Origin of the sequence: Pseudomonas sp. B19125 (assembly GCF_044218855.1) — a bacterium.
GTDB classification, from domain to species: domain Bacteria; phylum Pseudomonadota; class Gammaproteobacteria; order Pseudomonadales; family Pseudomonadaceae; genus Aquipseudomonas; species Aquipseudomonas edaphica.
In genome coordinates, this window is the sequence record NZ_CP162589.1 from 5533648 (window position 1) to 5556126 (window position 22479).

The 22479-nt window shown below is 60.9% G+C and carries 21 protein-coding genes; 3 read left to right on the forward strand and 18 right to left on the reverse strand.

Annotated elements, in window-relative coordinates; genetic code table 11:
* Nucleotides 1-27 precede the first annotated feature (27 nt).
* A complete protein-coding gene (adk, locus tag AB4P96_RS25210) occupies nt 28-675 on the reverse strand; it encodes an adenylate kinase (protein WP_017137112.1) in 648 nt (215 codons plus the stop codon).
* 280 nt (nt 676-955) lie between these two features.
* A complete protein-coding gene (ppc, locus tag AB4P96_RS25215) occupies nt 956-3583 on the reverse strand; it encodes a phosphoenolpyruvate carboxylase (protein WP_176991290.1) in 2628 nt (875 codons plus the stop codon).
* A 184-nt stretch (nt 3584-3767) separates the two neighbouring features.
* On the opposite strand from ppc, the gene AB4P96_RS25220 reads away from it, so the two are divergent.
* The 3 genes from AB4P96_RS25220 (at nt 3768) to AB4P96_RS25230 (ending at nt 5660) form a co-directional block, all read left to right on the forward strand.
* The gene (locus tag AB4P96_RS25220) at nt 3768-4112 is read left to right on the forward strand and encodes a pilin assembly protein (RefSeq protein WP_099548541.1); all 345 of its coding nucleotides are present in this window, start codon (nt 3768-3770) and stop codon (nt 4110-4112) included.
* A gap of 281 nt (nt 4113-4393) precedes the next feature.
* The gene (locus AB4P96_RS25225) at nt 4394-4819 is read left to right on the forward strand and encodes a DUF4398 domain-containing protein (protein WP_017137109.1); all 426 of its coding nucleotides are present in this window, start codon (nt 4394-4396) and stop codon (nt 4817-4819) included.
* A gap of 55 nt (nt 4820-4874) precedes the next feature.
* Nucleotides 4875-5660, forward strand: coding sequence for an OmpA family protein (locus tag AB4P96_RS25230; RefSeq protein WP_017137108.1), 786 nt, complete (start codon nt 4875-4877; stop codon nt 5658-5660).
* Nucleotides 5661-5710: 50 nt separating this feature from the next.
* Here AB4P96_RS25230 and AB4P96_RS25235 read toward each other — a convergent pair whose 3' ends face one another.
* The 16 genes from AB4P96_RS25235 to AB4P96_RS25310 form a co-directional block, all read right to left on the reverse strand.
* Nucleotides 5711-5884, reverse strand: a complete 174-nt coding sequence (locus AB4P96_RS25235; RefSeq protein ID WP_157786501.1) for a hypothetical protein — start codon at nt 5882-5884, stop codon at nt 5711-5713.
* 118 nt (nt 5885-6002) lie between these two features.
* Nucleotides 6003-6329, reverse strand: a complete 327-nt coding sequence (locus AB4P96_RS25240; protein ID WP_017137106.1) for a hypothetical protein — start codon at nt 6327-6329, stop codon at nt 6003-6005.
* A complete protein-coding gene (locus AB4P96_RS25245) occupies nt 6326-7231 on the reverse strand; it encodes an alpha/beta hydrolase (RefSeq protein ID WP_138451331.1) in 906 nt (301 codons plus the stop codon). Before AB4P96_RS25245 ends, AB4P96_RS25240 begins: the two co-directional genes overlap by 4 nt.
* 174 nt (nt 7232-7405) lie before the next feature.
* Entirely contained in the window at nt 7406-8683 is a 1278-nt protein-coding gene (locus AB4P96_RS25250; protein WP_017137104.1) for a flavohemoglobin expression-modulating QEGLA motif protein, read from the reverse strand.
* Nucleotides 8684-8704: 21 nt separating this feature from the next.
* Complete coding sequence (locus AB4P96_RS25255; RefSeq protein WP_099548539.1) at nt 8705-9265, reverse strand: hypothetical protein; 561 nt, start codon at nt 9263-9265, stop codon at nt 8705-8707.
* A gap of 57 nt (nt 9266-9322) precedes the next feature.
* Entirely contained in the window at nt 9323-10039 is a 717-nt protein-coding gene (locus AB4P96_RS25260) for a TetR/AcrR family transcriptional regulator (protein WP_026013712.1), read from the reverse strand.
* A 162-nt stretch (nt 10040-10201) separates the two neighbouring features.
* Complete coding sequence (gene lysS / locus AB4P96_RS25265) at nt 10202-11704, reverse strand: lysine--tRNA ligase (RefSeq protein WP_017137101.1); 1503 nt, start codon at nt 11702-11704, stop codon at nt 10202-10204.
* 71 nt (nt 11705-11775) lie between these two features.
* Nucleotides 11776-12871, reverse strand: a protein-coding gene (gene prfB / locus AB4P96_RS25270) for a peptide chain release factor 2 (protein ID WP_096236834.1) whose coding sequence is annotated in 2 segments (ribosomal slippage) — nt 11776-12798 and nt 12800-12871 — 1095 coding nt in all. Because the reading frame shifts where the segments join, the coding sequence is not laid out codon by codon here.
* A gap of 233 nt (nt 12872-13104) precedes the next feature.
* Nucleotides 13105-14106: a PleD family two-component system response regulator gene (locus tag AB4P96_RS25275; RefSeq protein ID WP_017137099.1), complete on the reverse strand. Its 1002-nt coding sequence runs from the start codon at nt 14104-14106 to the stop codon at nt 13105-13107.
* Nucleotides 14107-14158: 52 nt separating this feature from the next.
* The gene (locus tag AB4P96_RS25280; protein ID WP_017137098.1) at nt 14159-15169 is read right to left on the reverse strand and encodes a chemotaxis response regulator protein-glutamate methylesterase; all 1011 of its coding nucleotides are present in this window, start codon (nt 15167-15169) and stop codon (nt 14159-14161) included.
* A complete protein-coding gene (locus tag AB4P96_RS25285) occupies nt 15166-17454 on the reverse strand; it encodes a hybrid sensor histidine kinase/response regulator (protein WP_395600200.1) in 2289 nt (762 codons plus the stop codon). Before AB4P96_RS25285 ends, AB4P96_RS25280 begins: the two co-directional genes overlap by 4 nt.
* Nucleotides 17451-18152, reverse strand: coding sequence for a chemotaxis protein CheW (locus AB4P96_RS25290; RefSeq protein WP_017137096.1), 702 nt, complete (start codon nt 18150-18152; stop codon nt 17451-17453). Before AB4P96_RS25290 ends, AB4P96_RS25285 begins: the two co-directional genes overlap by 4 nt.
* Nucleotides 18149-19402: a protein-glutamate O-methyltransferase CheR gene (locus tag AB4P96_RS25295; protein WP_017137095.1), complete on the reverse strand. Its 1254-nt coding sequence runs from the start codon at nt 19400-19402 to the stop codon at nt 18149-18151. Before AB4P96_RS25295 ends, AB4P96_RS25290 begins: the two co-directional genes overlap by 4 nt.
* Nucleotides 19399-19911, reverse strand: a complete 513-nt coding sequence (locus AB4P96_RS25300; protein WP_017137094.1) for a chemotaxis protein CheW — start codon at nt 19909-19911, stop codon at nt 19399-19401. Before AB4P96_RS25300 ends, AB4P96_RS25295 begins: the two co-directional genes overlap by 4 nt.
* Nucleotides 19911-21533, reverse strand: coding sequence for a methyl-accepting chemotaxis protein (locus tag AB4P96_RS25305; protein WP_099548538.1), 1623 nt, complete (start codon nt 21531-21533; stop codon nt 19911-19913). Before AB4P96_RS25305 ends, AB4P96_RS25300 begins: the two co-directional genes overlap by 1 nt.
* Nucleotides 21534-21704: 171 nt before the next feature.
* On the reverse strand, nt 21705-22415 hold the full coding sequence (locus AB4P96_RS25310; RefSeq protein WP_395600201.1) for a tellurite resistance TerB family protein: 711 nt from the start codon (nt 22413-22415) through the stop codon (nt 21705-21707).
* Nucleotides 22416-22479 lie beyond the last annotated feature (64 nt).

Below are 22479 nucleotides of genomic sequence, written 5' to 3' on the forward strand. Positions count from 1 at the left end.
CCGTTGTACGCAAAGCCGATCGAAGGATCAGCTCAGTGCTTCAAGCACCTTGGCAGTGATGGATTCTACCGAACCCACGCCAGGGATGTGGCTGTACTTCGGCTTGCCTTGGGCAGCCGAAAGCTTCTGGTAGAAATCCACCAGCGGCTTGGTCTGCGAATGGTAGACCGACAGGCGATGGCGCACGGTTTCTTCGGTGTCGTCCTTACGCTGTACCAGGTCTTCACCGGTCACATCGTCTTTACCTTCAACCTTTGGCGGGTTGTAGACGATGTGGTACACGCGGCCCGAGCCTTCGTGAACGCGACGGCCCGCAATACGCTGAACGATTTCTTCGTCTTCAACTGCGATTTCAACCACAGCGTCCAGCTCAACGCCGGCTTTCACCAAGGCTTCAGCCTGGGGAATGGTGCGTGGGAAACCGTCGAACAGGAAACCGTTCGTGCAGTCTTCCTGGCTGATGCGTTCCTTGACCAGGTTGATGATCAGGTCATCGGAGACCAGGCCGCCGCTGTCCATTACGCTCTTGGCGATCAGGCCCAGCTCGGTGCCGGCCTTGACGGCGGCACGCAGCATGTCACCGGTGGAGATTTGTGGAATGCCGAATTTTTCAGTGATGAACTTTGCCTGAGTACCTTTACCGGCCCCGGGAGCTCCCAGCAGAATGACGCGCATCGATGTGCTCCTCAATTTTTTATAGAGATGACGCTCGGATTCGCCGCGTGGGGCCAATCTCGTAAAAATGTGGGTCCTGGCCGATCAAACGGCCAAAGGCTGATCAAGATACACAGCGGGCTCTATCCATACAAGCCGCCAAAAGTCGCAAGAACCGCGCCCGCCATGCAGTCATAGGTAGGGTGTGCCTGAGTGCAACCCCGCCTCCTAAACGCCGACCGCCCGTTTCCGGGCGGCCGTCGTTGTTTATCTGCAAGCCATTGAGAACACGCAGAAAACCTCAGCCAGTGTTGCGCAAACCGGCGGCAATACCGGCTACAGACACCAGCAGCGCCTGTTCCAGAGGGCTGTCCTGCGCCGCCTCCTGCTGGCGCGAGCGTGCCAGTAATTCGGCCTGCAACAGGTGCAGCGGGTCGAGGTAGGTGTTGCGCAGGCGAATGAACTCAAGCGTGTCCGGGCTATGGGCCAGCAGTTGCGACTGGCCGGTCAGGCCAAGTACCACGTCGCACGCCTGCGACAATAGGTCGCGTAAGTGCGCACCCAATGGCAGCAGGTCCGGCTGCACCAAACGCTCGTCATACAGCCGCGCAATATCGGCATCTGCCTTGGCCAGTACCATCTCGAGCATATCGATGCGGGTGCGAAAGAACGGCCATTGCTCGCGCATCTGGCCGAGCAACTCACCTTCGCCACGCTCCAGCGCCTTGCTTAATGCCGCTTCCCAACCAAGCCAGGCGGGCAGCATCAGGCGGGTTTGGGTCCAGCCGAAGATCCACGGAATCGCGCGCAGGCTCTCGATACCGCCCGCACGGCGCTTGGCCGGGCGACTGCCCAATGGCAAGCGGCCCAGCTCCTGCTCGGGTGTGGACTGGCGGAAGTACTCGACGAACTGCGGATTTTCCCGCACCACGGCGCGGTAAGCACTGACACCGTCTGCTGCCAATTCATCCATCAGATGCCGCCAGGCCGGCTCAGGTGGCGGCGGTGGCAGCAGCGTGGCTTCGAGCACGGCAGCCAGATAAAGGTTGAGGTTCTGCTCGGCAATGTCCGGCAGGCCGAACTTGAAGCGAATCATCTCGCCTTGTTCGGTCGTACGGAAACGCCCCGCCACCGAGCCTGGCGGCTGCGACAGGATCGCCGCATGCGCCGGGCCGCCGCCACGGCCAACGGTGCCGCCGCGACCATGGAACAACAGCAACTCCACCTGTTGCTCGCGGCAGATATCCACCAGCCGTTCCTGCGCCCGGTACTGTGCCCAGGCAGCGGCGGTGGTGCCGGCGTCCTTGGCCGAGTCCGAATAGCCGATCATCACTTCCTGTGGGCCTTGCAAGCGCGCGCGATAACCCGGCAATTGCAGCAGACGCTCCATCACCGGCCCGGCGTTATCCAGGTCGGCCAGGGTTTCAAACAGCGGCACCACGCGCATCGGCCGTTGCACGCCCGACTCTTTAAGCAACAGTTGCACGGCCAGCACATCCGACGCGGCACCCGCCATGGAAATGACATAAGAACCGAGTGATGCAGCCGGTGCGGCGGCGACTTCCTTGCAGGTGTTCAACACTTCGGCGGTGTCTGCCGACGGTTTGAAATAACCCGGCAGCAGCGGTCGGCGATTGGTCAGCTCTTTGCTCAGGAAGCTGATGCGCGCTTCTTCGTCCCAGTCTTCATAACGGCCCAAGCCCAGGTAATCAGTGATTTCGGTCATGGCCGCCGAGTGACGACTGGAATCCTGACGCACGTCCAGGCGCACCAGGAACAAGCCGAAGGTCACGGCACGGCGCAGGCAGTCGAGCAACGGGCCATCAGCGATCACGCCCATGCCGCACTCATGCAGCGACTGGTAGCACAGCTCCAACGGGTCGAGCAGGTCGCGGTTGTTTTGCAACACATCGGCAGGCGCAGGCGTGCTGGCGGTCAGTGAGGTATGCGCCCATTGACGCGTGGCGCGCAGGCGTTCGCGCAGTTGCTTGAGCAAGGCACGGTAAGGTTCGACGCTATCACCGACCTTGGCCTGCAATGCAGGGCTGGCCTGCTGCATCGACAGCTCGGACGCCAGATGATCGACATCTCGCAGGTACAGATCCGCCGCCATCCAGCGCGCCAGCAGCAACACTTCGCGGGTGACCGGCGCGGTGACATTCGGGTTGCCGTCACGGTCGCCGCCCATCCACGAAGCAAAGCGGATCGGCGCCGCCTCAAGTGGCAGGCGCAGGCCGGTGGCGGCGTGCAAGGCCTGGTCGGCCTTGCGCAAATAATTGGGAATGGCATGCCACAGCGAATGCTCGATCACCGCAAAGCCCCACTTGGCTTCGTCTACCGGCGTGGGCCGGATGCGGCGGATCTCTTCGGTGTGCCAGGCTTCGGCGATCAGCCGCTGCAAGCGCTGGCGGATCTGCTCGCGCTCGGCGCTGGTGAGGTCGCGGTGATCCTGCAACGCCAGTTGTGCGGCAATCGCATCGTATTTCTGGATCAAGGTGCGGCGCGCCACTTCGGTCGGGTGGGCGGTGAGCACCAGCTCAATCTCCAGGCGCGCCAACTGACGGGCCAGGGACTCATTGCTGTGACCTTCGCTTTGCAGGCGCGCCAGCAACTCCGGTAACACGCGAGACTCGAAGGGCGCTGGTTGCGATTCATCGCGCCGATGGATCAGTTGGTACTGCTCGGCGATATTGGCCAGGTTGAGAAACTGGTTGAAGGCCCGGGCCACGGGCAGCAATTCATCTTCCTGTAACTGATTGAGGCGGGTGCTCAGCTCATCGCCAGCACCTCGTCTGTCAGCCTTGGCGCCTTTACGGATCTGCTCGATCTTGTCGAGAAAAGCATCGCCGTACTGTTCTCGAATGGTGTTGCCCAGCAGCTCACCCAGCAGGTGAACATCCTCACGCAAGCGTGCATCGATATCACTCATCAGCCAATCTCCAGCCAGAAATCCGGGACGCGCAGGCCTTCCAGAGTGCCGCCCGCGTCAGTTTCTGACAAGACACTTTAAACCTTGCGACTTGCAGCTAGTCTCAACAGTGAGTCGTCGTGTTACCCACGCAGGCGACTGGACACCCATCACCGCCTGCCATCGCGGGCTTATTGAGGTTGCCATGAAAATTCGAGAACTGGCCCAACATTGGGAAGAGAACGCGAAGGGTCGCCTGACCAAAACCGAGTACGCGATCCACTTGGACGTCGAGTCCGCTGCGCGCCTGGCCGCTATCGCCGAGATGTACCCCAAGCGCAGCACCGAAGAATTGCTCGGCGAACTGATCGGCGCGGCCCTTGAAGAGCTGGAAGCGAGCTTCCCCTACATCAAGGGCCAGCATGTGATCGCCACCGATGAAGAGGGTGACCCACTGTACGAGGACGTCGGCCCGACGCCGCGCTTTCTGACTCTGTCACGCCGCTATCTGCATGATTTATCAGCCACCGCCGATAAACAGCAACACTGACAAACCTTCGAACCCCCCGTTTAACCCCTGTATTCCGGGCCTCACAGAGGCTCGGAGTACCTCTGCGCAACGCGAAAGTTCAAACTTTTAAACGCTGACCAAACAGTCAGATATTTTTTTAGGCAAATCGCCATCTCCGCTGAACTTTTGAAAAAACGCTCCGGTCACAGCCAGTAAGCCATCACTTGGAACGGCCGTTTGAAAGGGCATTTGGTGCTTTACCGCCGGGCCTGCAACCGCCAACCAATGAAGTGGATTTTGATTTTTTCAGGAGTTATCCAATGGAGTTGAAGACGATGAAGACCAGCACTGCCAAATCCTCGTTTAACCATCTGCGCGGGCTGAAATTGGCCGCGCTGGCAATCGGCACCAGCTTCGTTCTGGCGGGCTGCGCCGGCAACCCTCCGACCGAGCAATACGCCGTGACCCAGTCCGCCGTAAACAGCGCAGTCAGCGCCGGCGGCACCGAGTACGCAGCGGTAGAAATGAAGTCGGCCCAGGACAAGCTCAAAGCTGCCGAACTGGCCATGCATGACAAAAACTACGACAAAGCGCGTCAACTGGCTGAGCAAGCCGAGTGGGATGCCCGAGTCGCAGAGCGCAAGGCCCAGGCTGCCAAGGCTGACCAGGCTGTGAAGGATTCCCAGAAAGCTGTGCAGGAACTGCGTCAGGAAGGCATGCGCCCGGCTGTTATCAAACAGCAATAAGCCGCCGCCACTGATTGCACTGCACCCGATATCGAATTGAAAGGACGACACGACTATGCGTAAACAATTGATGATCCCTGCCCTGCTGGCGATGAGCGTTGCTCTGGCGGCGTGCTCCACCCCGCCGAACCAGAACCTGGAAAACGCACGGACCAACTTCTCGGCCCTGCAATCCAACCCGCAAGCCACCAAGGTAGCGGCGCTGGAAACCAAGGACGCGCAGGATTGGCTGGACAAGGCTGACAAGGCCTACCGCGACAAGGAAGACGAGAAGAAGGTCGACCAACTGGCCTACCTGACCAACCAGCGTGTGGAAGTGGCCAAAGACACCATCTCGCTGCGTGAATCCGAAGCCAAGCTGAAAAACGCCGGCGACGAACGTGCTCGCGCCCTGCTGCAAGCCCGTGATGCACAGATCAAGCAACTGCAAGACAGCTTGAACGCCAAGCAGACTGATCGCGGCACTCTGGTGACCTTCGGTGACGTGCTGTTCGCCACCAATAAGTCCGACCTGAAATCCAGTGGCCTGGTGAACATCACCAAACTGGCTCAGTTCCTGCGCGACAACCCGGACCGTAAAGTGATCGTCGAAGGCTACACCGACAGCACCGGTTCGGACTCGTACAACCAGAGCCTGTCCGAGCGTCGTGCCGCTTCGGTACAACGTGCACTGGCTCAACAAGGCGTGGATATCTCGCGCATCGTGACCCAGGGTTACGGCAAGGAATACCCGGTTGCCGACAACGGCAGCGTTTCGGGCCGTGCCATGAACCGCCGCGTTGAAGTGACCATCTCCAACGACAACCAGCCAGTCAAGCCACGCTCTTCCGTTGCTAACTGATTGATTGACGCAGGATGAAAAAACCACCGGAAACGGTGGTTTTTTTTGCTTCAGAATTGGATCTGACGGTTGCTGTCGTCGCCGCCCGCCAGCTCGAACTCCGTGCGCCGCCTGGTTTCGTCCTGCTCCTTTTGGGAAAGCTCTGCGTCCCACTCGCTGAACTCATCCAAACTTTGCTGCGCCCGGGCCATATCCAACATCCTGTCTATCGCAGCAATATTCACCGTAACTCTCCCTTGGCTGGCCATTCATAAGTTATCCATCAGCAGCGCTGACAAGCCCTTAAGTGGCATCCTACGGAATACGGTTCCAGATATTTCAGTATCGCTGCATTGAAGCGCTTTACTCTTGAAGTTGCGGGGTTTCCTGGCCCATGCAACGCACGGCTTGTTTCTTGTTATTGACCAGTACGCCGCTCAAGCCTTTCTGTTCGGTATCAAACATCACCAATACGCCATCAATGCATTGCGCCACCTGCGCAGCCGGAGTCAGCGAGACCTTGTAGTCCTCGCCCGGCACGGTCTTGAGCATGGTGAAGTCGCTGAGCAACAAGGCATCTTCCGGCTTGGCGAAGTGCAAGTAGCCGTAAAACCACAGGCAGCCGACGGTGCCGATGATGGTGCCGATGCCGGTGAGGATCAGCGGGATCATGTTGCGTTCTTCGCTCATTGCGGGCTCTCTGATGAATCAACTTTAGGAATAGGGTAATTCGGTATCTCGCCCAGGCGGCGCAGGCCATTGAAGTGCTGCGGGTCGTCCAGATAGCGCAGCATCACGGTTTGCCAGGTCTTGTCGGCGAAGGTCTGCACATGGCCGCCACGGGTCAACTGCAACACCCTCGGCGGCGGCGCGGCCTGATACAGGCGAATGCCGTTGGCCACCGGCACAATCGGGTCATCCAGGCTATGGAACAGCAGCTTGGGCACGCCGGTAAGCTGGGGCATGGCATTGATCGCACTGTCGGCGTCGGGCACCAGCCACGACAGCGGCACCTGAAACGGCCATGTTAACCAGGAGGTGCTGAGGGCGAATTGTCCTACATCACGATAACTGGCGGGCACGCCGTCCAGGACCAGGGCCTTGAGCTGGGCTTGGCGCTGCGGGTGTGCCGCCAGGTAATGCACCGCCAGCGCACCGCCCAGGCTCTGGCCCAACACGATCAGCGGCTGGCCTTGGGTTTCAGGGGCCTTGTCGATCCAGCCGAATGCGGCATCGATGTCCTGATACACCGCCGGCAAGGACGGCTTGCCTTCAGACAGGCCATAACCGCGATAGTCCAGCAACAGCACTTGATAGCCCTGCTCCGGCAACCACCAGCTGCCACCCAGATGCCAGGCCAGGTTGCCGCCATTGCCGTGCAGGTGCAGCACCGTGCCTTTGAGCGGCACACCGGGTTTGGCCGGCAGCCACCAGGCATGCAGCTTTACGCCGTCGGCGGTGGTGAGGGTGACGTCGCGATAGGCCAGGTGGGCTTTTTCCGGCGTGAACGGCAGGCCGGGTTCGGGGTAGAACAGCAGTGAGCTGCAGCCGTTTAAAGTGAGTAGCAGGCAAAGAATGCCGAGGATTCTCATCCGTTGAAGCCTCGCTGATAGGTTGTACTCATTTCTCAAGAACCAATGAGATCAAATGTGGGAGCTGGCTTGCCTGCGATAGCGGTCTTTCAGTTAAAACAGCGGTGACTGATACACCGCTATCGCAGGCAAGCCAGCTCCCACCTTTTTGATTCGGTTGTGTCAGGGAAATCTCTACAGGATATTCGAGTAATCCGCCTCGATCCGGTCCAGGCTCAGGTGGTTGAGGAAGTTGGAGAAGCACATCCACGCCGCCAGGGCGTTCATGTCGCGAAACTGCTCGGGCAGGTACTTGGGTGGCACCACCAGGCCTTCGTCGACCAGTTGGCGCAAGGTGCGCATGTCTTCCAGGGTGGTCTTGCCGCAGAACAGCAGCGGCACTTGTTCCAACTTGCCTTTGCGCACGGCCAACTGGATGTAGTTGTAAACCATGATAAAGCCCTTGAGGTAGGACAAATCCTTGGTAAACGGCAGACCGGTCGGCGTCGAACCACGGAACACGCGGCTGGCATTGCCATAGCTTTCGGCCATCTCAAAGCCTTGCTCGCGGAAGAACTCGAATACCTGCAGGAAGTCGGCGCCCTCTTCGACCATATGGATGGCGCGGGTGCGGTTGGTCAGTTTGCGCAGGCGGCTGGGGTAGGAGGCAAAGGTGATGATCTCCATCAGAATCGCCAGGCCTTCCTGGGTCACCGTTGACGAGGGCGGCCCTTTGGACAGAAAGGTGCAGATCGGCTGGTTCTGGCCATTGAGCGTGGTGCCGACGTGCACCAGGCCTTCGTGCACTTCCAGCGCGCGCACATCACGCTCGTTGAACATCGCGTCGGCGCGGATCTTGATGTAGTCGGCGCCCGCCGCCGCATCGGCGACGATACCGTCGGACTCGAAGACGCGGATGGTCTCTTCGGCCTCACCGAACACCTTATTCAAACGGGTTTGCAGCAAGGCCACGGCATGCTTGGCCGTGAGCGTCTTGGCTTCGTCCTTGAGGTCGCCACGGCCGTCGATCTGGTTGAGGTAGTCAGACATCATCAGGCCCAGGTCGGCCAGCGTCGGGTCACCGGCGTGGAACGCGTCCGAGGCGGCGCCGTAGAGTTCCTGGGAAATCAGGCCGAAGTCCTCGGTGCCCCGCGCTTCGAGCATGCGCACCACCATGCGGTACTCGCGGCACATGCGGCGCATGATCTGCCCCACCGGGCTGAACTGGCCGAGGCGGCGGGTGATGTCGCGCTCGATGTTCTGGAACTCCAGCTTCACCGCGCTGGAGTCGAACGACAGCGGTCGGCCCAGGTAGTAATCGCGGTCCACCGCCGGCATGGCCTTGCCCTTGGCCTTGAGAAACCCCTGGCGAATGTTCTCGTCCCACTTCACGGCGTCGAGGACGCGAATCGGTGTTTGTGCCAGCACAATGCGATCGGACAAGGTGCGTATCGTCTGCTGGTAATCGTCCACCCGGTGCTTCCTCTTTAAACGTTATTTGCCCGCGCGCCGGTAGCGCACGGCTTCAACGAACACATCGGCATTGGCCGGGTCATCCAGATAGGCAAATACCTGGTCCATGGGGCTGTCGACCCGCACGCCGTCACCTTCGACGGTTTCCACGGTGCTGCCGCGCAAAGCATTTTGGCCTATGGCTTGATGGATCTGCTCAAGGTCGAGGTTGTAGACCACCAATTCACGCGTTTTGTCGCCCTTACCTTCAAAGTCAAAACCGGCCAGGAAGTAATTGCCACCCAAGGCCGCCGGCAACGGCGCAGAAAGGTACCAGCGGTTGCCATGGCGCGACACCGTAAACAGGTACTCATCACGCTGGCCCGGCTTGGCTTTAGGGTAGCTCACGGCCTTGTAATGCTGCTGATCGACACGGGTGATCTGCAGATTCAACGGTTCGCCCCAGGCGTTTTTACTCGACCAGCGGCCGAGCAAGGCGTCGGGCGCGGCTTCACTGGCCGCCAGTGGGTCCTTGAAGGTGACCAGGCAACCGCTGAGCAGCAGGAAGGACAAGGCGATTGCAATGACACGCCAGGCTTTCATTGGGCACCCCATCAAGTGTGGGAGCTGGCTCCCACATAAAGCAGATTGCGCACGGGGCTAGACCGAGGCCAACACCAAATGCATGTAACGCTTGAGAATCTCAAGCATCTCTTCACCCGTCAGAGGCTCAGGGCCGCCGAGCAGGCCCTGATATTCCATCCGACCGATTATCGCCGTCAACACTCTGGCATCCTGTTGCGGCTCGCGGGAACCCAATACCTGGAAAAACTGCCCGGTGCCCTGCAACAGAATCTGCTGGTGCGAGCGCACCAGCTCAGCCAGGCGCGGGTTAAGCAAGGCTTCCTGGCGAAAGGCCTGTTCGGCCATCAAGTGTTCGCGGCGATTGGTCAGTTGGCGCATCACGTAGTCGGCGGTCAGCCGTGCAATGTCATCGGCCAGTTGTGAGCGTGACTGCGGGCTGCCATCGCCATAGGCGACCATCTCGCGCAGCAGGCCTTCATTGCGCACCCACAGCTTGCCCATGAAGGCAGCACTGCGCTCCACGTATTGGGCGAAGGTATCGGTGAGCAGGTCATCAATGTCCTTGAAGTAATAGGTGGTGGCCGACAACGGCACGCCGGCCTCTGCTGCCACCGCGCGATGGCGCACACCGCGTACCCCATCACGCACGACGATGCGCATGGCCGCATCGAGAATGTCTTGCCGGCGTTGCTCGCTGCCTCGACGGCTGGCCTTGCGGCCCTGGTACTGGACACTATCAGCCACGGCAGCAGCAATGCCGGCGGCGCCTTCTTGAGCCATTACGCGGTTCACGACAGATCTTCCTTTAATGAGTTATGCGGAGCGTCACGGGCTGCATTCCTGTGCAGAGCGTGGGAACGCTCAGCGCGTGCCTCTTGGCGCCGTTCTGCTGACGGCTGAATTCGTCACACAAAAAAGCCGCCTTATAAAAGGCGGCTTCGGATTTCGCTACGGTTACGCTTGTGGCCGCATGTGCGGGAACAAGATCACATCGCGGATCGACGGCGAGTTGGTCAACAACATCACCAACCGGTCGATACCGATACCTTCACCGGCGGTCGGCGGCATGCCGTATTCCAGGGCGCGAACGAAGTCGGCGTCGTAGTGCATCGCCTCGTCGTCACCGGCGTCCTTGTCGGCCACCTGGGCCATGAAGCGTTCGGCCTGGTCTTCTGCATCATTAAGCTCGGAGTAGGCGTTGGCGATTTCGCGGCCGCCAATGAACAGCTCGAAACGGTCGGTGACGTTCGGGTTGTCATCGTTGCGACGTGCCAGCGGCGACACTTCGAACGGGTACTGGGTAATGAAGTGCGGCTGTTCCAGCTTGTGCTCCACCAGCTCTTCGAAAATCATCACCTGCAGTTTGCCCAGGCCTTCGAAGCCCAGCACCTTGGCGCCAGCTTTCTTGGCGATGGCGCGGGCCTTGTCGATGTCGGTCAGGTCGTCAGCGGTCAGCTCAGGGTTGTACTTGAGGATCGAGTCGAACACCGACAGACGCACGAACGGCTCGCCGAAGTGGAACACCTTGTCGCCGTACGGCACGTCAGTGCTGCCCAGTACCAGCTGCGCCAGCTCGCGGAAGAGTTCTTCGGTGAGGTCCATGTTGTCTTCGTAGTCGGCGTAGGCCTGGTAGAACTCCAACATGGTGAATTCAGGGTTGTGACGGGTCGAGACGCCTTCGTTACGGAAGTTGCGGTTGATCTCGAACACTTTCTCGAAGCCGCCAACCACCAGGCGCTTGAGGTACAGCTCCGGCGCGATACGCAGGAACATTTCCAGGTCCAGCGCGTTGTGGTGAGTCTCGAACGGTTTGGCTGCGGCACCACCGGGGATGGTTTGCAGCATCGGCGTTTCCACTTCGAGGAAGTCACGCGCCATCAGGAAGCTGCGAATGTGCGCAATCACTTGCGAACGCACGCGGAAGGTCTGGCGCACGTCTTCGTTGACGATCAGGTCGACGTAGCGCTGGCGATAGCGCTGCTCGGTGTCGGTCAGGCCGTGGTGCTTGTCCGGCAGCGGGCGCAGCGACTTGGTCAGCAGGCGCACGCTGGTCATTTCAACGTAAAGGTCGCCCTTGCCGGAACGCGCCAGGGTGCCTTCGGCGGCAATGATGTCGCCCATGTCCCAGGTTTTCACCGAGGCCAGGGTTTCTTCAGGCAGGGTTTTACGGTTGACGTACACCTGAATGCGACCGGTCATGTCCTGGATCACCATGAACGAGCCACGGTTAAGCATGATGCGACCCGCCACCTTGACCGGGATTGCAGCCTCTGCCAGCTCTTCCTTGGTCTTGTCCGCGTACTGTTTCTGCAAGGCATCGCAGTAGTTGTCACGGCGGAAGTCGTTCGGGAAGGCATTACCCTTGGCGCGCTCGGCAGCAAGCTTTTCCTTGCGCAGGGCGATCAGGGAGTTTTCTTCCTGTTGCAGGGCTTGCGGGTCGAGTTGTTGGTCGCTCATGTCTTTTGAAATTCCATCACAGGTTCGTTGCCCCCACCGGTGGCAGGGGACTTAAGGTCTTGGCTGACGGTTTACAGCCCCGATTTCAAGCTGGCTTCCAGGTATTCGTCGATATCACCGTCGAGCACCTTGTCGCAATCGCTGCGTTCGATGTTAGTGCGCAGATCCTTGATCCGCGATGCATCAAGCACATACGAACGGATCTGGTGGCCCCAGCCGATATCCGACTTGGTGTCTTCCAGCGCCTGGGAAGCGGCGTTGCGCTTCTGCATTTCCTGCTCGTACAACTTGGCCCGCAGCATTTTCATGGCGGTGTCCTTGTTGGCGTGCTGGGAACGTTCGTTCTGGCAGCTGACCACGGTGTTGGTCGGTACGTGGGTAATACGCACCGCCGAGTCGGTGGTGTTTACGTGCTGGCCACCGGCACCGGAGGAACGGTAGGTGTCGATCCGCAGGTCGGCCGGGTTGATCTCGATTTCCACCTTGTCGTCGATCTCTGGCGAGACGAAAACGGCGGAGAACGAGGTATGGCGACGGTTGCCGGAGTCGAACGGGCTCTTGCGCACCAGGCGGTGTACGCCGATCTCGGTCCGCAACCAGCCAAAGGCGTATTCGCCCTTGATGTGCACGGTCGCGCCTTTGATACCGGCGACTTCACCGGCCGACAGTTCCATGATGGTGGCGTCGAAACCGCGTTTATCCGCCCAGCGCAGGTACATGCGCAGCAGGATGTTGGCCCAGTCCTGGGCCTCGGTGCCGCCGGAACCGGCCTGGATGTCCAGGTAGGCGTTGTTCGGGTCCATTTCGTGGCTGAACATGCGGCGGAATTCAAGCTTGGCGAGGTTTTCCTCGAGACGGGCCAGCTCGGCGACGACATCGCCCACTGCGCCTTCGTCGTTTTCTTCGACGGCCATGTCCAGCAGGTCGCGGCAATCGCCCAGACCGGTGTTCAACTCGTCGAGGGTGTCGACGATCTGCGCCAGCGCAGCACGCTCGCGGCCCAGTTCCTGGGCGTATTCAGGTTTGTTCCAGACAGCCGGATCTTCAAGCTCGCGATTGACTTCGGTCAGACGCTCATGCTTTTGATCGTAGTCAAAGATACCCCCGAATAGTTTCGGAGCGCTCGGACAGGTCCTTGATGGTGTTAAGGATCGGGTTGATTTCCATGGCGGGCAGCACTCGTTGGCGAACTTTTGAAAGCCGACGAGTATAACGACAAACCGGCGCTAACGGCAGCCCGCTTGGCGAAAAGGCGGGGTTGTTGACGATCTCCAGAACGATTGAGATCAAATGTGGGAGCTGGCTTGCCTGCGATAGCGGTGTATCAGGTACAGATGTGGTAACTGACAGGCCGCTATCGCAGGCAAGCCAGCTCCCACAAGGGTTCGGCGGTGTTCTGCTTACTCGATACCGACCTGATTGCGCCCGTTATGCTTGGCCGTGTACAACCCCTTGTCCGCCGCCATGATCAACTGCCGACAATCCGTACCCTGCAACGGCGTCATGGTCGACAGGCCGATGCTGATAGTCAGGCTCGCCCCTTCTGCCGGGGCAATGTGCGGGATCTTCAGCCCCGCAACCGCCATGCGCAGCTTCTCGGCCACCAGGCGCGCACCGCCCGGCGAAGTATTGGGCAGCACCAACGCAAACTCTTCACCGCCGTAGCGCGCCGGCAAGTCCGAAGGTCGGCTGCTGGCCTCACGGATGCTCGCGGCGACTTTGCGCAGGGCTTCATCACCTTCGACGTGGCCAAAGCTGTCGTTGTAGGTCTTGAAGAAGTCCACATCGATCATCAACAACGACAGCTGGGTCTGGTCACGCATGGCACGGCGCCATTCCAGCTCCAGGTATTCGTCAAAGTGGCGGCGGTTGGACAGCCCGGTGAGGCCATCGGAGTTCATCAGCCGCTGCAGCACCAGGTTGGTGTCCAGCAATTGCTGCTGGCTCACACGCAGCGCGCGATAAGCCGCATCGCGCTGCAACAGCGTCATATACGAGCGCGAGTGATAGCGAATGCGCGCCACCAGCTCGATGTTATCCGGCAGCTTGACCAGGTAATCATTGGCCCCGGCCGAAAACGCCGCGCTCTTGATCAGCGGGTCTTCCTTGGTCGAAAGCACAATTATCGGGATATTCGCCGTGGCCGGGTGGTTGCGGTATTCGCGCACCAGTGTCAGGCCATCAAGACCGGGCATCACCAGGTCTTGCAGGATCACCGTCGGTTTGATGCGGATCGCCTGGGCAATCGCCTGATGCGGGTCGGCGCAAAAGTGAAAGTCGATGTTTTCTTCGTGAGCCAGGCCGCGCCGCACAGCTTCGCCGATCATGGCCTGGTCGTCGACCAGCAACACCATGGCAGCGTTTTCGTCGGTCTTGATGTCGTCGATCTGTAAATCATTCATGTGCAGTCACCTGAATTACTTTCCTGCAAGCCGGCACTGCGAGAGGTCTTGATCATTTTGCAAATACCTCCAGCAATCGGGGCGCAATTCTGTCCAGTGGGCGGATTTCAACAGCAGCATCAATCGCCGCCGCCGCTTTTGGCATGCCATACACCGCACAGCTCTGCTGATCCTGGGCGATGGTCAAATATCCTTGTTCACGCAGTATCTTGAGGCCCTGAGCCCCGTCGCGCCCCATGCCGGTCAGCAGTACGCCGACGGCATCACCATTCCAGTGGCTGGCGACGCTTTCGAAGAACACGTCGATGGAAGGCCGGTAAATCTCGTTCACAGGCTCCGCGGTATAGGCTAGCGTGCCATTTTTCAACAGGCGAATGTGGTGGTTGGTGCCAGCCAGCAGCACCACGCCGTTTTGAGGCGGTTCGCCCTCGCGTGCCAGGCGCACCGGCAGGCCGGAGGCGCTGCTCAGCCATTCGGCCATGCCGGCGGCAAACACCTGGTCCACATGCTGCACCAGCACAATGGCGGCGGGAAAGTCGCGGGGCAAACCCTTGAGCAGGATTTCCAGCGCGGCCGGGCCGCCCGCAGAGGAACCAATCGCCACCAGCCTCTGACGTTTGCCAGTGGTGCGCGCCGGCGCGGTTTCGGCGCGTACACGACTGCCACGCTGGCCGATCAGCCAGCCAATATTGAGGATTTTGCGCAGCAACGGCGCCGCCGCATCCTTGGGGTTGCCCACGCCCAGCGCCGGAGTGTCCACCACATCCAGGGCGCCATGGCCCATGGCTTCGAACACGCGACTCATATTCGCTTGGCGGTCGACGGTCACCAGCAGAATAGCGCACGGGGTCTCGGCCATGATCTGCCGCGTGGCCTCCACGCCGTCCATCACCGGCATGATCAAGTCCATCAGGATCAGGTCCGGGGTCAATTCGGCGCAGCGCTGCACAGCTTCCAGGCCATTGCTGGCCACCCACACAACCTCGTGGGCCGGCTCTAAACTCAACGCGCGGCGCAAGGCCTCTACCGCCAGGGGCATGTCATTGACGATCGCAATCCTCATGCCCGGGCGCCTCCAATCAGCTCCATCACGGCATCCAGCAACGCATCGTCATGGAAACTGGCCTTAGCTAGATAATAGTCGGCGCCGGCGTCCAGTCCACGGCGCCGGTCTTCTTCGCGATCCTTGTACGACACCACCATCACCGGCAACGATTGCAGGCGACTATCACGGCGCAAGAGTGTGACCAATTCGATCCCGTCCATACGAGGCATATCAATGTCAGTGATCAGCAGGTCGAAGTCTTCGGAGCGCAGCGCGTTCCAGCCATCCATGCCATCGACCGCGACCGCCACTTCATAACCACGATTAAGCAACAATTTGCGTTGCAGCTCACGCACGGTGAGCGAATCGTCCACCACCAGCACGCGTTTGCGCGGTGCTTCGGTCGCCTGCTGGCTGCGCCGTGCGATGCGTTCCAGGCGCCCGGTGTTGAGCAATTTATCCACCGAACGCAGCATGTCTTCGACGTCGACGATCAACACTACCGAGCCGTCGTCCAGCAAAGCACCGGCGGAAATATCCTGGACCTTGCCCAGGCGGTCATCCAACGGCAATACCACCAGGGTGCGCTCACCGATAAAACGCTCCACCGCAATGCCATACACCGCATCGCGCTCGCGGATGACCACCACCTTCAAGGTTTCGTCATTGCTCTGCCCCGGCGGGCGCTGCAGCAACTGGCTGGCGGCCACCAGACCGACATGCCGGCCTTCGTGCCAGAAATGCTGGCGCCCTTCCAGTTGCACAATGTCATTCGGCGCCAGGTCGCACATGCGTTCGATGTGCGCCAGCGGGAAGGCATAGGCTTCCTCGCCGACCTCCACCACCAGGCTGCGCACCACCGACAGGGTCAACGGCACTTCCAGGTGGAAGCGGCTGCCCTGCCCCGCCGTCTGCTCCAGCACCACGGCGCCACGCAGTTGGCGGACCATGTGCTGCACCGCATCCAGGCCGACGCCGCGCCCGGACACTTCGGTGACCTTGTCGCGCAGGCTGAAACCCGGCAGGAACAGGAAAGTCAGCAGCTCTTCTTCACTCAAGCGCAGCGCGGTTTCCAGCGGTGACAGGTGCCGGTCGACGATGGTGCCACGTAGACGCTCCAGGTCGACACCATTGCCGTCGTCGCTTAACTCCAGCACCAGCAAACCGGCTTGATGGGAGGCGCGCAGGCGGATCAAGCCTTCGGCGGGTTTGCCCGCCAACACCCGCTGCTCGGGCATTTCGATGCCGTGGTCGACGGCATTGCGCAATAAATGCGTGAGCGGCGCTTCGAGTTTTTCCAGTACGTCGCGGTCGACCTGGGTCTTTTCACCCTCGATCTCCAGGCGCACCTGCTTGCCGAGGCTGCGGCCAAGGTCACGCACCATGCGCACCTGGCCGGCGAGCACATCGGCAAACGGTCGCATGCGGCAGGCCAGCGCGGTGTCATAAAGCACCTGGGCACGCTGGCCGGCCTGCCAGCCGAACTCATCCAGTTCGGCGGTCTTATCCGCCAGCAACGCCTGGGCTTCACTCAACAGGCGGCGCGTGTCGGCCAGGGCTTCCTGGGCTTCCAGGCTCAGGTTAATGGCCTTGAGTTGGCCATCGAGCGTGTCCAAGGCGCGCGCGCTGTTGCTTTGAATGCGCTTGAGGCGCTGCAGGCTCACCAGGTAAGGCTTGAGCCGCTGGGTCTCCACCAAAGATTTACTCGACAGGTCGAGCAGGCTGTTCAAGCGCTCGGCGGTGACGCGCAGCACGCGCTCCCCGCCTTCGGTCAGGCGTTTGTTCGGGCGCGGCAGGTCAGTGCTGACCGGCGGCACAGGCTCAGGCTCAGGCTCAGGCTCCGGCGGCAACGCTTCAATCACCGGCGCAGGTTCGGGAGCGGCGGGGGCTGGTGTGGCGTTGACAATCGGCTGCGACGGATCCAGCAGGCGTTCCATCAGCGCAACATAGCCTTGAATGTCCGCTGGCCCGACATTATTGCCCGGCGTGGCGATGCGCATCAGCAGGTCGGTGCCCTGCAGCAAGGCGTCGATATGCTCAGGTTGCAGGTACAGGCGGTTTTCCTGGGCGCTGACCAGGCAGTCCTCCATCACATGGGCCACGCTGACCCCGGCGTCCACGCCGACAATCCGCGCCGCGCCCTTGAGCGAGTGCGCGGCGCGCATGCATGCCTCAAGCTGGTCAGCCTGGGTGGGGTTGCGTTCCAGGGCCAGCAGGCCCGCGCTCAACACCTGGGTTTGCGCATCGGCTTCCAGGCTGAACAGTTCCAGCAGCGAGGCATCGCGCATCTGGTCGGGGGTCATGTGAGGCTCCGGGTCACGGCAGACAACAATTGCGCCTCGTCCAGCCAACGCAGGCTGCGGCCTTTCCACTGCAACACGCCTTGGGTAAAGCGCGCGCTGGCCTGGGTGCCGGAAGCCGACGCGGCCTTCAAGGTGCGCTCATCGATGGCATGGATGCCGTCGACTTCATCCACCGGTACCACCACCGGGCCGTCCTGGGCAGCAATAATCAACATGCGCGGCATCACTCGCGCGCCGGTAGCGCCTGTGCTGGCCGGGTCCAGCCCCAGCAGTTCCACCAGTGACAGGCACGCCACCAGCGCACCGCGCACATTCGCAACGCCCAGTAATGCGCGGGAACGTTGGTGCGGCAGCGAGTGAATCGGCTGCAGTGGCGCCACCTCCACCAGGCATCGCGTGGCAATGCCCAGCCACTCTTCACCCAGACGAAACATCAGGATCGAACGGGTGACGATGTCTTCGTCAACTTCCGCGGCTGCATACGCCTGTCGGTCGTCCTGCTGCAACGCATAACGGTCAAGCAGGCGCGTGGCGGCGGCGGAATACACCGAGCAGTTGCGGCAGTGGATATGTTCGGCGAGCAACGGGCAGGACTTGTCGCCATGGATGCCGATGCGGTTCCAGCAGTCGTCGATGGCTTGGGTGTCGGCCAGGGTCAGGTCCAGACCTGCGGTGTCGAGCGCATCAAGGTTATTCATCGTTTGGACTCACTGTCTGCACGCTCGCTACGCGCGGCGCGCGCCTGCAAGCGACGCGCGCCCGCACTGTCACCCTGGGACTCGAGCAATGCGGCCAGGTGCATCAAGGCCTGCGGGTGCTGCGGTTCCAGGTACAAGGCTTTGCGGTAATAACCCTGGGCTTCCAGGGCGCTGCCGGCCACGTCGCTGAGCAGCCCCAGCCAGTAAAACACCTGAGCTGCCGGCGGGTGGTTACTCAAATACTGTTCGCACGCGGCACGGGCCTCAGCACTTTTGCCTTCGTTAGCCAGCGTAGCGATGCGGCTGAGCAAATCGCCCGCATCGCTGTGCGGCGCCTTGATCGGCACCACTTGGGCGCTCGCGGTGCTGAACGGGCGCGGCTTGGCAGGAATGGGTGCCGCGCTGCGCTGGGGGATGGGCAGGGGCACAAATACCGGTTCAGGCTTGACCGGCTCGGTATGCCGACTGAATGCAAAGGATTGCGGCACGCCAATCGAGCGCATGCCATGGCGCCCCAGCAGGCTGCCCTCGGCGGGGCCGATAAACAGCACGCCGTCCTCATGGGTCAGGCTCTTGAGCACATCGAACACTTGCTTCTGGGTGGGCTGGTCGAAGTAGATCAGCAGGTTGCGGCAGAACACAAAATCGTAGGTGGGCTCATTGGCCAGCAACGCCGGGTCGAGCAAATTGCCAACTTGCAGACGCACTTGTTCGCGCACCCGCTCGGCAATGTGGTAACCATCGGGCTGTTCGCTGAAGTGACGCTCGCGAAACTCGATATCGCCGCCGCGAAAGGAGTTCTTGCCATACACCCCACGCTTGGCGCGCTCCACCGACAATGGGCTGACGTCCAGCCCCAGCACTTTGAACTGGTGCGGCGCCAGCCCGGCATCGAGCAAGGCCATGGCAATCGAATAAGGCTCCTCGCCCGTGGAACACGGCAGGCTGAGAATGCGCAGGGCGCGCATCTGCTTGATCGCCGCCAGGCGCTCCCTGGCCAAACGCGCCAAGGTGGCAAAGGACTCGGGATAGCGGAAAAACCAGGTCTCGGGGACAATCACCGCCTCGATCAGCGCCTGCTGCTCATCCTGCGAACTCTGCAAATGCTGCCAGTAATCCTGCACGGTCTGCGCCTGCACGGCCTGGCTACGCTGGCGCACCGCTCGCTCGATGATCGCCTCGCCCACCGAAGCAACGTCCAGGCCAATACGGTCCTTCAAGAAGGCAAAAAAGCGTGGGTCGTTGCTCATAAGCTTAGCTCGCTGGCAAACAGCAAGGCGCGCACGTCGTCGGTGAGCAAGTCGGCCACGCCGATCCACTGCATCAAGCCCAACGCATCTTCACGCACCGGCCCCAGGTACGGCGCCTCGCGGTTATCCAGGCCATAAGGCTGGAACTCGGCCGGGTCGCAACGCAGGGTGTCGGTGGCCTGCTCCAGGACCAACCCCAGCCAGCGTGGCTCGATCCAAGGTTGCGGCTGGTAATTGACCAGCACCAGCCGTGTGCTGGTGCGGGCCTGGGCCGGTTTGCCGAAGGTCAACGCACACAGGTCGACAACCGGCACCAGCGCGCCACGATGGGCAAAGATCCCCGCCACCCACAGCGGCGCATGGGCGATGGGTTTGAGTGGCAGGCGCGGCAGCACCTCGGCCACCTCCGTGGCCTTGAGGGCATAACGTTCGCCGCCGATGTGGAACACCAGAAACAACGCCTTTTTCGCTGCCGGGACGACGCCGCGTTTAGCCGCAAGGTCGCTCATCAGACTTTGAAACGCGACACGCCGCTGCGCAGACCGACCGCAACCTGGCTCAGTTCATCAATGGCAAAACTGGCCTGGCGCAGGGATTCCACGGTCTGGCTGCTGGCATCGCCCAGTTGCACCAACGCATGGTTGATCTGTTCGGCACCGGTGGCCTGGGCCTGCATGCCTTCGTTGACCATCAATACCCGCGGCGCCAAGGCCTGTACCTGATGGATGATCTGTGAAAGCTGTTCGCCCACTTGCTGCACTTCGAACATGCCGCGACGCACTTCTTCGGAGAACTTGTCCATGCCCATCACGCCCGCTGACACTGCCGACTGGATCTCGCGCACCATCTGCTCGATGTCGTAGGTGGCCACGGCGGTCTGGTCGGCCAGACGGCGCACTTCGGTGGCCACCACGGCAAATCCGCGTCCGTACTCGCCAGCCTTCTCGGCTTCAATGGCGGCGTTGAGCGACAGCAGGTTGGTCTGGTCGGCCACCTTGACGATGGTCACCACCACTTGGTTGATGTTGCCGGCCTTCTCATTGAGGATCGCCAGCTTGGCGTTCACAAGGTCAGCGGCGCCCATCACCGAGTGCATGGTTTCTTCCATACGCGCCAGGCCTTGCTGGCCGGAGCCGGCAGCGACCGACGCCTGGTCGGCGGCGGTGGACACTTCGGTCATGGTGCGCACCAAGTCCTTGGACGTGGCGGCAATTTCCCGCGATGTCGCGCCGATCTCGGTGGTGGTGGCCGCCGTTTCGGTGGCCGTGGCCTGTTGTTGCTTGGACGTGGCGGCAATCTCGGTCACCGAGGTAGTCACCTGCACCGACGAACGCTGGGCCTGGGAAACCAGGGCGGTCAGCTCGGTCATCATGTCGTTGAAGCCGGTTTCGACAGCGCCGAATTCGTCCTTGCGCTCAAGGTTCAAGCGCTTGCTCAGGTCGCCCGTGCGCATGGTTTCGAGGATTTCGACGATGCGATTCATCGGCGCCATGATCGCGCGCATCAGCAGCAGGCCGCACAGGCCCGCTGCGAGAATGGCCACGACCAACGATACGAACATGCTGACTTTGGCGGCGGCCACCGCTTCATCGATGGCGGCGGTGGCGTTATCGGCGACCTGTTTGTTTTCATTGATAATGTCATTGAGCTTCATGCGGCCTGCGGTCCAGGCGGGCGTGAGTTGCTCGTCGAACAGCTTTTGCGCCTCAACGCCGTTGTTAGCCTGATGGGCGTCCAGTACCAGGGCAAGAATCTTGTTGTAGTTCTGGTGGAGCTTTTCGAAGGCGTCGAACTCAGTGCGATCCTGATCAATATTGATCGTGCTCGCGTAACTGGCCATGTGCTGTTCCAAACGTGCCTCAAACGACTTGTAGTCCTGTTTGTCGGCTTCCGAGATGCCCTGACTTCGGTGGGCACCGACCAATTCCTGGGTTTGCAGGTAGCTGTCGACCCAGGCGCTGCGGATCATCGAACTGAAAAACACCCCGGGTACGGCGTCATCCCGGACCGAGTTTTCGCTGACTTCAATCTTCAGCAGGCGCGAATACGAGACCACGACCATCAACAGCATGATCGCGATAATTACCGCAAAGCTCGCCAAAATCCTTTGGCGCAAGGTCCAGTTCTTCACAGTAATTCCTCGAAGGGCCGATCAAATGCCGAGGAGTATAGCTGAGCAGGTGCCCGCATTTATCAACAGGTTTTGATGTCGCGCTCACAGAACGCAAAAACACTGTGCAGTTGACGCGGAGCGTCACGGGCTGCGCTCCCACGCAGAGCGTGGGAGCGATCATTCAGGAGGTCAGGGCGTGGCTTGGCGTACCTGTTTTTCCAGCTCGGCCTTTAAGCCGGGTTCAAGTTTGAGCTGGCGCGCCAGCTCGTCCAGGTAAGCTTTTTCCATGAAGTTCTCTTCGTCCACCAGCATCACACTGGCGATGTACATCTCGGCGGCCATTTCCGGGGTGCTCGCTGCGCGCGCCACATCAGCGGGATCCAGAGGCTTGTTCAGCTCGGCGTGCAGCCAGCTTTGCAGTTCACGGTCGTTATCCAGCTTGGTGAATTCGCCTTCAATCAAAGCGCGCTCTCGCTCGTCTACATGCCCGTCGGCTTTGGCGGCGGCGACCAGCGCCTTGAGAATGCCCTGACTGTGTTGTTCGACCTGGGCCGACGGCAGGCGGTCGATGGTTTGCGGCTCGCCTTGGGGTGCGCCGGCCTGCTGCGCCTGCCAGTTGCCGTAAGCCTTGTAGGCGATCACTCCGAGTGCTGCCAGCCCGCCATAGGTGAGCGCCTTGCCACCGAACTTGCGCGCCTTCTTGTTACCCAGCAGCAGCCCCATCGCGCCCGCCGCCAGGGCACCGCCACCCGCACCGCCAAGCAAACTGCCGAGCCCACCGCCGCCGAGCAAGCCGCCGAGGGCGCTTTTGTCGTCCGATTTGCGTTGCCCGCCCGCCTTGTTTTGCAACATGTCCTGGCCGGATTTGAGCAACTGATCGAGCAATCCACGGGTATTCATGCGTAGCCTCCAGACACTTGGGTTCGTAGGACCAATAGGCTCCCAGCGTAAAACTAAGTGCCAA

Bases quoted from the DNA above. Each gene is read 5' to 3' on its own strand.
- adk (WP_017137112.1), bottom strand. From the start codon at position 675: ATGCGCGTCATTCTGCTGGGAGCTCCCGGGGCCGGTAAAGGTACTCAG.
- ppc (WP_176991290.1), bottom strand. From the start codon at position 3,583: ATGAGTGATATCGATGCACGCTTGCGTGAGGATGTTCACCTGCTGGGT.
- AB4P96_RS25220 (WP_099548541.1), top strand. From the start codon at position 3,768: ATGAAAATTCGAGAACTGGCCCAACATTGGGAAGAGAACGCGAAGGGT.
- AB4P96_RS25225 (WP_017137109.1), top strand. From the start codon at position 4,394: ATGGAGTTGAAGACGATGAAGACCAGCACTGCCAAATCCTCGTTTAAC.
- AB4P96_RS25230 (WP_017137108.1), top strand. From the start codon at position 4,875: ATGCGTAAACAATTGATGATCCCTGCCCTGCTGGCGATGAGCGTTGCT.
- AB4P96_RS25240 (WP_017137106.1), bottom strand. From the start codon at position 6,329: ATGAGCGAAGAACGCAACATGATCCCGCTGATCCTCACCGGCATCGGC.
- AB4P96_RS25245 (WP_138451331.1), bottom strand. From the start codon at position 7,231: ATGAGAATCCTCGGCATTCTTTGCCTGCTACTCACTTTAAACGGCTGC.
- AB4P96_RS25255 (WP_099548539.1), bottom strand. From the start codon at position 9,265: ATGAAAGCCTGGCGTGTCATTGCAATCGCCTTGTCCTTCCTGCTGCTC.
- lysS (WP_017137101.1), bottom strand. From the start codon at position 11,704: ATGAGCGACCAACAACTCGACCCGCAAGCCCTGCAACAGGAAGAAAAC.
- AB4P96_RS25275 (WP_017137099.1), bottom strand. From the start codon at position 14,106: ATGAATGATTTACAGATCGACGACATCAAGACCGACGAAAACGCTGCC.
- AB4P96_RS25280 (WP_017137098.1), bottom strand. From the start codon at position 15,169: ATGAGGATTGCGATCGTCAATGACATGCCCCTGGCGGTAGAGGCCTTG.
- AB4P96_RS25285 (WP_395600200.1), bottom strand. From the start codon at position 17,454: ATGACCCCCGACCAGATGCGCGATGCCTCGCTGCTGGAACTGTTCAGC.
- AB4P96_RS25290 (WP_017137096.1), bottom strand. From the start codon at position 18,152: ATGAATAACCTTGATGCGCTCGACACCGCAGGTCTGGACCTGACCCTG.
- AB4P96_RS25295 (WP_017137095.1), bottom strand. From the start codon at position 19,402: ATGAGCAACGACCCACGCTTTTTTGCCTTCTTGAAGGACCGTATTGGC.
- AB4P96_RS25300 (WP_017137094.1), bottom strand. From the start codon at position 19,911: ATGAGCGACCTTGCGGCTAAACGCGGCGTCGTCCCGGCAGCGAAAAAG.
- AB4P96_RS25310 (WP_395600201.1), bottom strand. From the start codon at position 22,415: ATGAATACCCGTGGATTGCTCGATCAGTTGCTCAAATCCGGCCAGGAC.